Origin of the sequence: Sphaerotilus microaerophilus, assembly GCF_023734135.1 — a bacterium.
GTDB lineage: Bacteria > Pseudomonadota > Gammaproteobacteria > Burkholderiales > Burkholderiaceae_C > Sphaerotilus > Sphaerotilus microaerophilus.
This window is the reverse complement of sequence record NZ_AP025730.1, coordinates 1618313-1631222: the sequence shown is the minus strand read 5'-3', so window position 1 is coordinate 1631222 and position 12910 is coordinate 1618313. Positions and strand designations below refer to the sequence as shown.

Genomic DNA, 12910 nt, shown 5'->3' with positions numbered 1-12910 from the left:
GCTGCGCTTCACTCGCCTTCGCCGAACTTGTCGTTGATCAAGGTCCGCAGCGCGTCCATCGCCTCCTGCTCCCGATCGCCGTTGGTTTCGATCTCGATCTCGCTGCCCAGCCCGGCGGCCAGCATCATCACACCCATGATGCTCTTGGCGTTCACCCGCCGGGCGTTGCGTGACAGGAAGACATCACAGGGGAAGGACGCCGCCAGCTTGGTGAACTTGGCCGACGCCCGGGCGTGCAGTCCCAGCTTATTGCTGATGGTGATGGTGGTGCGGATCATGGGCGTTGACTTGAAAGGCCTGGTTCTGGGGCCGGGTGGAGGCCACGGCCAACACCCCCTGGGCGGCACCCACCATCGAACGGGAGAGCACCTCGTCCAGCGGCAGGTTGCAGTAATTGATGGCGCGCCACAGCATCGGGACATTCACGCCCGCCAATGCCCGCACGTGCACGCCATCGCTCAGGCGCTGCGCCACATTGGCCGGCGTCGCTCCGAACACGTCGGTCAGGATGAGCACCTCGGCGTCGTCATCGGGCAACGGCTCGCGGGCCAGCAGCGCGCGGGCGGCCGCTTCAGTCGCCTCCGGCCCGATTTCAGGCATGACGTCCAGTGCCAGTACGCGGCTCGCGCACTCTGGAAAGGCATGCTGCGCCACGGCCAACAGCGCGGAGGCCAGGGGGGCGTGGGCGAGGATCAGGAGGCGGACCATGGCGGCGCATTATCGGCCTGGAGACACCGGCATAAGCCGGTGCCGGATGACGGAGGGCCTTGTGCGTGCGCTGTGCGCCACGGCCGCCCCGGCGGTCCAGGTCACTGAAACAGCGCGAGCATGCGCTCCAGCGCCGCCACCAACGGCGCCTGCAGCATCGGCAGGGTCAGCAGGGTGCCGATGAGGCCCACGGACACGGTGATCGAAAAGCCCACCGAGAAGATCTGGATCTGCTGCGCCACCCGGGAGATCACGCCCAGCACCAGGTTGACGAACAGCAGCATCGTCACGATCGGCAGCGCGATCCACAGCCCGAGGCGGAACACCTCCGCGCCCCAGACCTGCGGCTGCAGCGTGGCGATGAAGGCCAGCGGCTCGGCCGCAACCGGGAAGACCTCGAAGCTGCGCAGCACCGCCACGCTCAGCAGCAGGTGCCCGTTGACGACCACGAACAGCAGGCTGCCGATCGCGGTGAAGAAGCGCGAGGTGGCCGTGCCCTGGCTGCCGGTGGCGGGATCAAAGAAGCCGGCGAAGTTCAACCCCATCTGAAGGCCGACCAGTTCGCCAGCAAACTCCACCGCCGCAAACACCACCCGGGCGGAGAAGCCCAGCGTCAGGCCGATCAGCACCTGCTGCACGACCATCGCCAGGCCCGTGGCACTGTCCAGGGGGACCACCGGCATCTCGGGCAGCGAGGCCTGAGCCGCCACCGCGATCAGCAGCGCCAGGCCGATCTTGATGCGCATCGGCACGGCCCGCGAGGACAGCACCGGCGCCGAGGTGAACAGCGCCAGGGTGCGCAGAAAGGGCCACAGCAGCGGCGTGAGCCACTGCAGGATCTGCACCTCGTTGAAGGTCAGCACGACCGGCCGCTCGGACAGGGACCGCTCAGGCCACGACGGTGGGAATGGCCTGCAGCACCCGTTGCAGGTACTCGACCAGCGTCGTGAGCATCCAGGGCCCGGCCATGGCCATCACCGCGACGGCAGCGACCATCTTTGGCACGAAGGACAGCGTGGCCTCGTGCACCTGCGTGGCCGCCTGGAAGATGCTGACCACCAGCCCGACCACCAGCACGGTCAGCAGCATCGGTGCGGCCACCATGAGCAGCAGGGTCAGGCCTTCCTGGCCGAGGGTGAAAACCTGGGTGGCATCCATGGTGGCGTTCCAGACAGAGAAGAGAGGCAGGCCGGGGCCGGTCAGACGGCGAAGCTCGCCGCCAGCGACCCCAGCAGCAGGTTCCAGCCATCGGCCAGCACGAACAGCATCAGCTTGAAGGGCAGCGCCACCAGCACCGGTGACAGCATCATCATCCCCAGGCTCATCAGCACGCTGGCCACGACCATGTCGATCACCAGGAAGGGAATGAAGATCAGGAAGCCGATCTGGAAGGCCGATTTCAGCTCGCTGGTCACAAAGGCCGGCACCAGCACGCGCAGCGGCGCCTGCTCGGACTTGACAGCGGGATCGAGCTTGGCGAGCCTGGTGAACAGGGCGAGGTCGGACTGGCGCGTCTGCTTGAGCATGAACTGCCGCATGGGCACTTCACCGCGGGCCACCGCCTCCTCGAAGCCGATCTGGTTGGCCGCAAAGGGCTTGTAGGCGTCGTTGTAGACCTTGTCCAGGGTCGGCCCCATCACGAACAGCGTGAGGAACAGCGACAGGCCGACGATGACCTGGTTGGGCGGCGCCGCCTGGGTGCCCAGCGCCTGGCGCAGCAAGCCCAGCACGATGACGATGCGGGTGAAGCCCGTCATCATCAGCAGCACCGCGGGCAGGAAGGACAGGGCGGTGAAAAACAGCAGCGTCTGCACCGGCACCGAGTAGCTCGTACCGCCAGCGCCCTGCCCCACCAGGAGCGGCAGGGCGGCGGGCGCCGCCTGAGCCGCCTGAGCCGCTTGGGCTGCGGCCTGGGCTAAAGCCCATCCAGGCAGCGCCGACAACACCGACAGGACGCAGAGCGCACGCCCCCAGCGGTGGCCGGCTGCACGGTCGCTGGGCACGGCGAGCTTCAGTTCAGGTCGCATGGTCTGCTCCGGGAGGGTCGATGCGCGGCCGGCGTGCATCGGTCGGCACCGCGGCGGCAGCCCGTGGGGCAGCGGCGGCACGGACCGGTTTGCTGCGAGGCGGCTCCGCGTTGCGCGACGCGCTCAACGCCTTGGCCAGCATCTTCGAGAAGCCCTGCGGCGCCCTCGCCGAGGCGTCTCCGGGTGCAGGCCCCTGCGATGCGGGCAGCGCCGTTAGCACCGGCGGCACGGTCAGCGTGTGCAGCGTCGTGATCTGCTGCGCCGTCACGCCCAGCACCAGCCAGCGCCGCTCGTCGCCTTCACCGACCTCCACCGTCACCACCCGCTGCTGCGGGCCGAGCGCCAGGCTGCCCGTCAGGCGCGGCCCGGCCGCAGCACCGCGCAGCCCGGCGGGCGTCAGGCCCGAGCGCTTGAGCAGCCAGAGCGCGGCGGGAATCAGCGCCAGCACGACGCCGAACCACAGCAGCGGCATCCAGGACGCTGTGTTCATGCCAGTCATGGGCACAGGCCCTCAACCGCCACGCGACAGGCGCCGCATGCGTTCGCTGGGGGTAACGATGTCGGTGAGCCGGATGCCGAACTTGTCGTTCACCACCACGACCTCGCCCTGGGCAATCAGGTAGCCGTTGACCAGCACGTCCATGGGCTCGCCCGCCAGGGCATCGAGTTCCACCACCGAGCCCTGCGCCAGCTGCAGGATGTTCTTGATCGGGATGCGCGTGCGTCCCAGCTCCACGGTGAGCTGCACCGGGATGTCGAGGATCAGGTTGATGTCATTGCCGGCCGTGGGTGCCTGGACCCCGCCGCCGCCGCCGCTGAAGTTCGCGAACGCCGCGGGCGCCATTTGCACCTGGTCGAACGCCCCCGTGGGCATCACTTCCGAACCGCCGGGCCCGCCTGCCCCACCTACCTGGTGGGCCTGCTCTTCAAGCGCCGCAGCCCATTCGGCCGCCATCGCGTCCTGTTCGGCATCCAGCGCGTTGTTGTCAGCCGCCATGGTTCTGTTCTCCTATCCAGGTCATGTTCTGGTTGGTGAGCAAGCGCTCCACCTTCAGCGCGTAGCGGCCGTTGGACGTGCCGTAGTGGGCTTCCAGCACCGGTACGCCGTCCACCTTGGCCTCGATGAGCTTGTTCAGGTCCAGCTCGATGAAGTCGCCCGCCTTCAGCGCCAGCAACTGCTCGACCGTGGCCGGCGCCTTGGCCAGCTCGGCCACCAGCTGCACCTGCGCAGCCTGGATCTGGTGCGTCAGCAGCTTGACCCAGCGGCGGTCCGGCTCGGCCGAATCGCCATGGGTGCTGGAATACAGCACGTCGCGGATCGGCTCCAGCGTCGCATAGGGCACGCAGAAGTGGATCGTCCCGGAGGTGTCGCCGATCTCCAGCGTGAAGCTGCTGGTCACCACCACCTCTCCGGGGGCGGCGATGTTGGCAAACTGCGGCTGCATCTCCGAGCGCTGGTAGTCCAGCTCCAGCGGGTAGATGCCCTGCCACGCCTTCTTGTACTCCGAGGTGATCACCTCGACCACGCGCAGGATCACCCGCTGCTCGGTGGGCGAGAAGTCCCGCCCCTCGATGCGCGTGTGGAACTTGCCACTGCCGCCAAACAGGGCATCGATCACCGCGAACACCAGCGTCGGGTCACACACGATCAGCCCCGAGCCCCGCAGCGGGCGCACCGAGACGATGTTGAAGTTCGTCGGCACGACGATCTCGCGCAGGAAGGCGCTGTACTTCTGCACCTTGATGCCGCCCACGCTCACCTCGGGCGTCTTGCGGATGAAGTTGAACAGCCCGACGCGGATGTTGCGCGAGAAGCGCTCGTTGATGATCTCCAGCGTGGGCATGCGCCCGCGCACGATGCGTTCCTGGCTCGCCAGGTCGTAGTCGCGGATGCCGCTCTTGGGCGCATCAACCTCTTCGAGCTTCTGACTCTCACCGGTGATGCCCTGCAGCAGCGCATCCACTTCGTCCTGGGACAGGATCTGCTGATTCATTGCACGTCACCCACCACAGGCCGCAGGGACCAACACACCCGAATTCGTCAAGCGGACGCCGTGGAACCAGCTTTGCTGGTCCACTGGCGTCGCCCCCCTCGGGGGGGAGCGGCGTGAGCCGCAACGGGGGGGGGCCATCATTGAATGATGAAGCTGGAGAAGTGCACGTGCTGGACCGGGTTGTAGACCGGCACCTTCTTCCGCTTCTTCTTGCCGGGCGCAGGGTCTTCTTCCTCGCCATCGATCTCGATGCCCATCGGGCGCACGGCTTCGCGCATCACCTCTTCGGCGAGCTTTTCCTTGCCTTCGCGATCCAGCAGTTCGGCCGCCGTCTTGTGCGACAGGATCATCAGGATGCCGTTGCGGATCGCCGGCATGTAGCCCTTCATCTCGTCGGCAAACTTGGGCTCATCCACCTCCAGCGTGATGCCGATCTGGGCATAACGCTCCTGCTCGCGGTCGGCCAGGTTGACGACGAAGGGGTCCAGCGCCACGTAGGTCGGCGGGTGACCTGGCTTGCGCTCGGGCTTCTTGGCCGCCGGGGCATGGGCCGCAGCCGCCTTGCCGTGGCCGGCGTCGGCGTCGCCCTCCTCGCCACCGTCCTCGGCCGCCTTCTTCTTCATCAGGAAGAAGGCCGCCCCACCGCCGATCAGCACCAGCAGCAGCACGGCAACGAGGATGATGATCAGTTTCTTCGACCCCTTCTTGGCGGGTGCATCGCCAGCCGGGGCTGCGGCAGCTGCGGACATCGGGAACTCCTGCGGGTGAGCGGCCCGCGGCCCGTCACCGGGCTGCGGATGGCACCGCCCGGGCAGGGTCTGCCCAGGGGGTGCGTCTGAGGCCCATTATTCGGAAGCCCTCCGCAGCCGAAGGCGCGAAAAGGCCCGCAGACGCCCGGCAGACCGGGCCTTGGCACCTCGCCGGCGCGGGCGCAGATCGGAAAGATCAGGCGTACAGGTCGAGTGCGCGCAGCCCGACACGGGGCATGTCGGCTCGGGGGGCTGCGCGCCCGGGCAAGCCAACTTCGCCTGCCGAGGCCGCCATGGGGGTGGCCGACGGCGCGGAGCCCGGGCGCGCCGGTGCGCGGTCTTCGGCCTGGCGGCCGTCGGACTGCCGAGAGGCCGACGACGAGTCGCCGCCCGGTGCGAAACCGGTCCCATCGGCCACCGCCGCTGGGTCAGGGGGGGCTGACACGCTGCTGCCCGCCAGGGTCAGGCCGTCGCTGCTCAGCGACTGCGCCAGCGCCGGCAGGCTGGCCTCCAGCAACTCGCGCGTGGCGGCATGGGTGGCGGCAAAGTCGATGCGCGCCTGCCGGCCGTCCAGGGTGATCTGCACCCGGATCGGCCCCATCTCGGCCGGGTTCAGGTGCAGGCTGGCTTCGCCAATGCCGTCACGCGCCAGTTGCCCGACGTGCAGCAGCACCTCCTCGGCCATGCCGGGGTCGTCGAAGTGCGTCTGGACGGTGACCTCGACGGCGGTGGCGGGGGCCGCCGCCACATCGGCCCCGGGTGCCCACAGCCCCGCGGCGCCCAGCGCGCCGGACAGGTCGATGGCGCCAGCGGCAAACCCGGCGGTACCGGCGCCCTGGGCGCCCTGGTCGCCCTGATCGCGTGCCACCGCGCTCGCCTGGTCACCCTCGGCCAACAACCCTGCGGACAGCGCTGGATCGGCGCCATGCCACCCCGGCCGTTCGCCAGCCTGCGCAGCATCCAGCGTGAAGGGCTGGCGATCTGCCGTCCCGGCGGTGCGCTCCAGCACCGCGGCCTCCACCTGCAACGCCTGCGTCGAGGTGGATGGGATGCGGAACACCCCGCCCGAGCGGGCCGTCGAGCGCCCCAACGCACGGTCACGCGCGTCACCCTGGCTCTCCGCGAGCCCACCCGCGCCCTCGCCAAGGTCGGCCCCCGTTGCCGCAGCCCCATCCAGGGCCCCCTGGGCGGGAATCACCCCGATCTGCATCAGCCACTGCGCCAGGCTGCCCGGGGCATCTTCGGTGGCCCGGTCGGCCTGACGACGCTCGGCCGCAGCCGGCTCATCGGCCGACCCGCCGGCCTCAGCGGTCTGAGCCGCACCGGCTGGACGAGCCGCCTGCGGCCGGGGGGCCTTGGCGGCGTCGCGCGCCAAGGCTGGATCGGAAGCGCCCTCTGCCGACGCCCTGCCCTGGACCGGTTGCCCAGCCCCCAGCGCGGTGATCGGCGTGGGGGTCTGCGCGGCGCGGCTGCCCGCCCTCGCGGCCTCAGCCGCCTGGCCCGGCTGGACGACCGGCAGGCCCCTGGCCCCATTGGGACCGTTTGCCCCCGCGCCCGGCCCGGCCGATGCCGATGCGTCGGGCTGGGTACAGGACTGCAGCAGGCCGGCGAAATCCTCCGCCCCGCCCTCGGCACCGCCTGATGGTGCGCCGTTGCGCCGGTTGGCCGCCGCAGCCGCGATGGCGCCGCGCTCGGCACGGGCGGTTTCCTGAACCAGCGAGGTGGATGTGCTCACGGCCATCTGGGCGTCACTCCGTTGTCGTCAGCGCGATGCGCGCGCGGCGGGCCGTCACAGCACCCCTTGCAGGGTGGTCTCGCCGTCCACCGCGGGCTCGGGCCGGCGCTGCCAGCCGGCCCGCGCGGCCATTTCATCCATCTGTTTCTGCTCGCGCGCATGCGCACTGCGCAGCAGGGCCTGGGAGCGCCGCTCCAGCAGCTTCCTGACCGCAGCCAGGCGCAGTTCGGCCGCCAGGGTGAGGGCGCCGGCGCGCTCACGCTCCTGGCTCAGGCGCTCGATCTGCTGGGCCTGCTGGTCCACCGCACCATGCAGGCGCGCGACGAAGTCGTGGTAGCACTGCAGCAGCGTCATCGCCACGCCCTGGCGGAACTGCTCCGTCCAGCGCGACTCGCATTCCTGGCGATAGTCGGCCAGCTGCTGCTGCTGGCGGCGCGCCGCCAGCAGGGCCGCCTCGGCCCGGTTCTGGCCGGCCAGCGCCTGGTCGCGCTCGCGCTCGGCCTGATCGAGCAGCACCATCAGGGGCCGCAGGCTGGGATGGATGGCTGCGGTCATGGCGTTTTTCCGGGCATCGTGGCGGGCGTTGTGGCGGGTGTCGCGGCAGGCATCGGGGTCGGCATCACGGCTGGCGCACCACCTGGCGCAGCTGGCCCACGCTCTCGGACAGGCTCGCGCGCGTCCAGGTGTCCTGCTGCAGCAGGTTGCGCATGGCCGGCTGGGCACGCACTGCGGCGTCCAGCTCGGCGTCGTGGCCCGGCGCGTAGGCGCCGATCTGGATCAGGTCGCGTGCCTTGTTCACCCGCGCCAGCATCTGGCGCAGCTTGCGCGCGGCGTCCAGGTGCTCGCGCGGCGCGACGTTGGCCATCACCCGCGAGATCGACTTCTCGATGTCGATGGCCGGGTAGTGACCGCCCTCGGCCAGTTCGCGGCTGAGCACGATGTGGCCGTCCAGGATGCCGCGCGCCGCATCGGCGATCGGATCCTGCTGGTCGTCGCCCTCGCTGAGCACGGTGTAGAAGGCGGTGATGGAGCCCTGCCCGGCCATGCCGTTGCCGCTGCGCTCCACCAGCTGCGGCAGCTTGGCAAAGCAGCTGGGCGGGTAGCCCTTGGTGGCCGGCGGCTCGCCGATGGCCAGGGCGATCTCGCGCTGCGCCATCGCGTAGCGGGTCAGCGAGTCCATCAGCAGCAGCACGTCCAGGCCCTCGTCGCGGAAGTGCTCGGCGATCGCAGTGGCGTAGGTGGCGCCCTGCATGCGGGTGAGCGGCGGCGCATCGGCGGGCGCGGCCACCACCACCGAGCGGCGAAGGCCCTCCTCGCCGAGGATGTCCTCGATGAATTCCTTGACCTCGCGGCCGCGCTCGCCGATCAGGCCGACCACGATCACGTCTGCCGCGGTGTAGCGCGCCATCATGCCCAGCAGCACCGACTTGCCCACGCCAGTGCCGGCGAACAGGCCCAGGCGCTGGCCACGCCCGACGGTGAGCAGCGCGTTGATGGCCCGCACGCCCGTGTCCAGCGGCGCACGCACCGGCTCGCGCTCCATCGCGTTGATCGGGCGGCGCACCAGCGGCTCGGGATGCACCTCCTGCAACGGGCCGAGCCGATCGAGCGGCCGGCCCTCGGCATCGACCACCCGGCCGAGCAGCCCGGCGCCGACCGGCAGGTGGCGCGAGCGGTCCTCGCTGCGGCGCCAGGGGTGGGCCGAGCCGCCCAGGCGGGGCTGCTGCACCGGCGTGTCCACCGGCCGAACGCGCGCGCCGCTGACCAGGCCGTGCACCTCGCCCGTGGGCATCAGGAAGGCCCGGTCACCGGAGAAGCCGACCACCTCGGCCGCCACCGGCGGCTGGTGCGGCACCTCGACCTCGCAGAGTGAGCCCACCGGCACGCGGATGCCCGCCGCCTCCAGCACCAGCCCGGACACCCGCGTGAGCGTGCCATGCGAGGCCAGCGACAGCGGCGCGGCGGCAAAGTCGTGCAACGTCTCCAGGTAGCGCGACCAGCGCTGCACCGCCACGGCGGCATCGGTGGCAGGCGCCCGCCCGCCTGCCGGCACGAGGGTGTCGGGGCCGTCGGAAGTAGCAGAAGCGGTGAGAGCGTCGTTCATGCCGCGCTGCCCTGCGCCGCATCCTGCGGCAGGCCGGTCCATTCATCGTCGCGGCCGATCGCGGCGGCCGCACGGCGCCAGCGCGTGGCCAGGCGGGCATCGACCTCGCCGAGGCTCGACTCCAGCCAGCAGCCCCCCGCCTCGATCTGCGCATCGGCGACCAGGCGCACGCCGCGGGCGGCCAGCGCCTCGGCACAGTCGCTCGCAACGAGCTCGTGATCCGCCGGATGCACATGCAGCGTGGCGTGGCGCGCCGAGCTGAGCAGCTGGCCGAGCACCTCTTGCGTCAGCGCGACGATGGCGCCCGGGTGGGCGTGCAGCTCGCTGCGCACCACCTGCCGGGCGATCTCCAGTGCGATGCCGGCCACGCGCTGTGCCAGGTCCTGCTCGACGGCGTCGAGCTGCTCCTGCAGGCGCTGCACCACCGCGGTGACTTGCGCGCTGGTCTGCGTCGTGAAGGCCTGCTTGAAGGCCTCCAGCGCGCTCAGCCCGTCCCGATAGCCATCGTGGTAGCCGCCCTGGCGGGCCTGCTCCAGCGCGGCGACGCGATCCGCCTCGGCCTGCACGGCCGCCTCGGCGGCCAGGCGGGCCTGCTCACGCGCGGCCGCCTCGGCCTGCCGGCGCAGCTGCTCGGGGTCGGGTGGCGCCGGGGCGGCGCGCGGCTTGCGCGCCGGGTCATCGCCGAAGTTGCCAGGCTGCCAGGCGGCAAAGCCGGCCAGCTCCTCGCGCGGGATGAAGCGGGTGTAGACCCCGGCGGGGCGGCGCTCGCCGGGACGATCAGGGCGATCAGAGGAATTGGTCATCACCGCCACCACCCAGGACGATCGTGCCCTCGTCGGCCAGGCGGCGGACGATCTTCAGCATTTCCTTCTGCTCGCCTTCCACGTCGGACACGCGCACCGGGCCGCGCGATTCGAGGTCTTCCTTGAGCGTCTCGGCCGCGCGGCTGGACATGTTCTTGAACACCTTGTCGCGCATCTCCTGCGTGGCGCCCTTGAGCGCGATGATGAGCGACTCGCTCTGCACTTCCTTGAGCAGCGCCTGGATGCCCTTGTCGTCGATCTTGATGACGTCGTCGAAGGTGAACATGTTGTCCATGATCTTCTGGGCGAGGTCCATGTCCGCCTCGCGGATGTAGTCCAGCACCGAGGCCTCCACCGCCGAGCCCATCATGTTGATGATCTCCGCGGCCGGCTTGGCCCCGCCCAGCGAGGACTTGCGCATGCGGTCGCCGCCAGCGAGCACCTTGGACAGCACTTCGTTGAGGTCCTTGAGCGCCGAGGGCTGGATGCCGTCCAGCGTGGCGATGCGCACCATCACCTCGTTGCGGATGCGCTCGGGCATCTGCTTGAGCACGTCGGCCACCTGGTCGAACTCCAGGTGCACCAGGATGGCAGCGACGATCTGCGGGTGCTCGGCGCGCAGCAGCTCGGCGATCGAGCTGGCGTCCATCCACTTCAGGCTCTCGATGCCGGTGATGTCGCTGCCCTGCAGGATGCGGTCGATCAGCAGGTTGGCCTTGTCTTCGCCCAGCGCCTTGCGCAGCACGTTCTTGACGTACTCGTCGGTGTCATTGACGAGCATGCTGTGCGCCTCGGCCTGCTCGTGGAAGCGATCCAGCACGGTGTCGAAGCGCTCGCGCGGCACGCTCTTCATGCGCGCGATCGTCTCGCCCAGGCGCTGCACCTCCTTGGGCGTGAGGTGCTTGAACACCTCGGCGGCCTCTTCCTCGCCGAGCGACATCAGCAGGATCGCCGCGTCTTCCAGGCCTTCTTCATCCATGTCGATCGTCCTGTCTCGAAGCGTCGGTGGGCACTCAGGCGGCCTCGCGGTTCACCCAACCGCGCACGATGTTGGCCACGGCGGCGGGGTTTTCCTTGGCCAGGCGCTTGGCCTCGTCGATGCGCTTTTGCAGCGGGTCGACGGCGGGGCCGGCCAGGGCGGGGGCCCCGCCGTTGACACCGTCGGCCGTGCTGCCATCGGTCAGCGCGGGCAGTTCCTGCGCGTCGTCCACCATGGCGTCGACCAGCTTGGCCGGCTCCTTCGGTGCCGCCTGCTTGAGCACCGGGCGGATCGCGCCAAACACCACGATCAGCGCGACCAGCGCCAGGCCGAGCGGCCAGGCCAGCTGGCGCAGCGTTTCCTGCGTGTCGGACTGCCTCCAGAAGGGCATGCTGTCCTCCGCCGGCTTCTCGGGCTTGAAGGGCGCGTTGATGACGCGCACCGAATCGCCCCGGTCCTTGCTGAAGCCCACCGTTTCCTGCACCAGCGCGGTGAGCTTGTCGATCTCTTCCTGCGGCAGCGGCACGGTCTGCGGGTTGCCCTTCTTGTCCGTCGACGTGCGGTGGTTGACCACCACCGCCGCGCTCAGGCGCTTGATCGCGCCGGTGGCCCCGCGGGTGACGCGCACCGTCTTGTCCACCTCATAATTGGTCACCGCATCGCGGCGCAGGGTGCCGTTCGTGCCGCCCGCCTGGGCCGGCTGCATCGCCTGCGCGTTGCCATTGATCGGCGCGCTCGCGGGCGTGGGCGGCTGGTTGGTCATCGCGCCAGGCACGCCGCTGGGCAGGGCCTGCCCGGGCGCGCCGGACTCCGATGACTGCGAACTGCGCACCGCCGCCGGCTCGCCACCCTGGTTGGGCTTGAACTCCTCGGCGGTGGACTCGGTCTGCGAGAAGTCGACCTCGGCGCTGACCTGCGCGCGCAGGTTGTCACGCCCCAGCACCGGCTCCAGGATGTCCAGGATGCGCTTGGTGTAGAGCGACTCGATGTGGTTGACGTACTGCAGTTGCTGGGCGTCCATGCCGTTCGGGCCATTCAGCCCGGCCATGCCCTCGGGCGGGCCCGACAGCAGCGCACCCGACTGGTCCAGCACGCTGACGGCCTTGGGATTGAGCTCCGGCACGCTGGCCGACACCAGGTGGACGATGCCGGCAATCTGCGCGCGGTCCAGCGTGCGCCCGGCCCGCAGGGTCAGCAGCACCGAGGCGCTGGGCTTTTGCTGGTCGCGGAAGAAGCCGTTCTGGTTCGGCAGGGCCAGGTGCACCCGGGCAGCCTCGACGGCGGCCAGCGCGGTGATCGAGCGCACCAGCTCGCCCTCCAGCCCGCGCTGGAAGTTCAGCCGCTCCTGGAACTGGGTGGTGCCGAAGCGGGCGTTGTCCATCAGCTCGAAGCCCACCGTCGAGCCCTTGGGCAGGCCAGCCTGGGCCAGCTTGAGCCGCACGTCGTGCACCTTGTCGGCCGGCACCAGCACGGCGCCCCCGCCCTCGGTGTACTTGTAGGGCACATTCATCTGCGTGAGCTGGGCAACGATGGCGCCGCCATCCTTGTCCGACAGGTTGGCGAACAGCACCTTGTAGTCGGCCTTCGTATTCATCATCACGGCGGCGGCCAGCACCGCCACCAGCGCCAGCAAGCCGCCGCCCAGCAGCAGCTTGCGCGACATCGGCAAGGCCATTAGGCGCGCCGCGAAGCCAGGCGGCGGCGCATCGGCGGCGGCCGTGTTGGCAGTGAGCGGTTGCAGCGTGGCGTTGTCCATGACCTGTTACAGCGGAGCCGGGCAGGAGCCGGCAGTTGGCGTGATCCTTGTCCCG

At 70.1% G+C, this 12910-nt stretch carries 15 protein-coding genes; all 15 read right to left on the bottom strand.

Annotated features, from left to right (window positions below; translation table 11 throughout):
* Window positions 1–8: 8 nt before the first annotated feature.
* The gene (locus tag NGK70_RS07215) at window positions 9–278 is read right to left on the bottom strand and encodes an HPr family phosphocarrier protein (RefSeq protein WP_251972587.1); all 270 of its coding nucleotides are present in this window, start codon (window positions 276–278) and stop codon (window positions 9–11) included.
* Complete coding sequence (locus tag NGK70_RS07210; protein ID WP_251972586.1) at window positions 247–708, bottom strand: PTS sugar transporter subunit IIA; 462 nt, start codon at window positions 706–708, stop codon at window positions 247–249. Before NGK70_RS07210 ends, NGK70_RS07215 begins: the two co-directional genes overlap by 32 nt.
* A 101-nt stretch (window positions 709–809) precedes the next feature.
* Window positions 810–1571 (bottom strand): flagellar biosynthetic protein FliR, encoded by a 762-nt coding sequence (fliR, locus tag NGK70_RS07205; protein WP_251972585.1) that lies wholly within the window; start codon window positions 1569–1571, stop codon window positions 810–812.
* Between the two features lie 25 nt (window positions 1572–1596).
* Window positions 1597–1866 (bottom strand): flagellar biosynthesis protein FliQ, encoded by a 270-nt coding sequence (gene fliQ, locus NGK70_RS07200; protein WP_251972584.1) that lies wholly within the window; start codon window positions 1864–1866, stop codon window positions 1597–1599.
* Window positions 1867–1907: 41 nt separating this feature from the next.
* Complete coding sequence (gene fliP, locus NGK70_RS07195) at window positions 1908–2735, bottom strand: flagellar type III secretion system pore protein FliP (protein WP_251972583.1); 828 nt, start codon at window positions 2733–2735, stop codon at window positions 1908–1910.
* A complete protein-coding gene (locus NGK70_RS07190; protein ID WP_251972582.1) occupies window positions 2725–3225 on the bottom strand; it encodes a FliO/MopB family protein in 501 nt (166 codons plus the stop codon). The genes fliP and NGK70_RS07190 overlap by 11 nt, the downstream gene beginning before the upstream one ends.
* 21 nt (window positions 3226–3246) lie before the next feature.
* Complete coding sequence (fliN, locus tag NGK70_RS07185) at window positions 3247–3732, bottom strand: flagellar motor switch protein FliN (RefSeq protein WP_251972581.1); 486 nt, start codon at window positions 3730–3732, stop codon at window positions 3247–3249.
* Complete coding sequence (gene fliM, locus NGK70_RS07180) at window positions 3722–4729, bottom strand: flagellar motor switch protein FliM (protein ID WP_251972580.1); 1008 nt, start codon at window positions 4727–4729, stop codon at window positions 3722–3724. The genes fliN and fliM overlap by 11 nt, the downstream gene beginning before the upstream one ends.
* A 137-nt stretch (window positions 4730–4866) precedes the next feature.
* Window positions 4867–5478, bottom strand: coding sequence for a flagellar basal body-associated FliL family protein (locus tag NGK70_RS07175; RefSeq protein WP_251972579.1), 612 nt, complete (start codon window positions 5476–5478; stop codon window positions 4867–4869).
* Window positions 5479–5674: 196 nt separating this feature from the next.
* Entirely contained in the window at window positions 5675–7213 is a 1539-nt protein-coding gene (locus NGK70_RS07170; RefSeq protein WP_251972578.1) for a flagellar hook-length control protein FliK, read from the bottom strand.
* Window positions 7214–7267: 54 nt separating this feature from the next.
* A complete protein-coding gene (gene fliJ, locus NGK70_RS07165; protein WP_251972577.1) occupies window positions 7268–7768 on the bottom strand; it encodes a flagellar export protein FliJ in 501 nt (166 codons plus the stop codon).
* A gap of 64 nt (window positions 7769–7832) precedes the next feature.
* Window positions 7833–9317: a flagellar protein export ATPase FliI gene (gene fliI, locus NGK70_RS07160; protein WP_251972576.1), complete on the bottom strand. Its 1485-nt coding sequence runs from the start codon at window positions 9315–9317 to the stop codon at window positions 7833–7835.
* Window positions 9314–10120, bottom strand: a complete 807-nt coding sequence (locus NGK70_RS07155) for a FliH/SctL family protein (protein WP_251972575.1) — start codon at window positions 10118–10120, stop codon at window positions 9314–9316. The genes fliI and NGK70_RS07155 overlap by 4 nt, the downstream gene beginning before the upstream one ends.
* Window positions 10104–11099: a flagellar motor switch protein FliG gene (gene fliG, locus NGK70_RS07150; RefSeq protein ID WP_251972574.1), complete on the bottom strand. Its 996-nt coding sequence runs from the start codon at window positions 11097–11099 to the stop codon at window positions 10104–10106. Before fliG ends, NGK70_RS07155 begins: the two co-directional genes overlap by 17 nt.
* Before the next feature lie 34 nt (window positions 11100–11133).
* Window positions 11134–12855 (bottom strand): flagellar basal-body MS-ring/collar protein FliF, encoded by a 1722-nt coding sequence (gene fliF, locus NGK70_RS07145; protein WP_251972573.1) that lies wholly within the window; start codon window positions 12853–12855, stop codon window positions 11134–11136.
* Window positions 12856–12910: the final 55 nt, after the last annotated feature.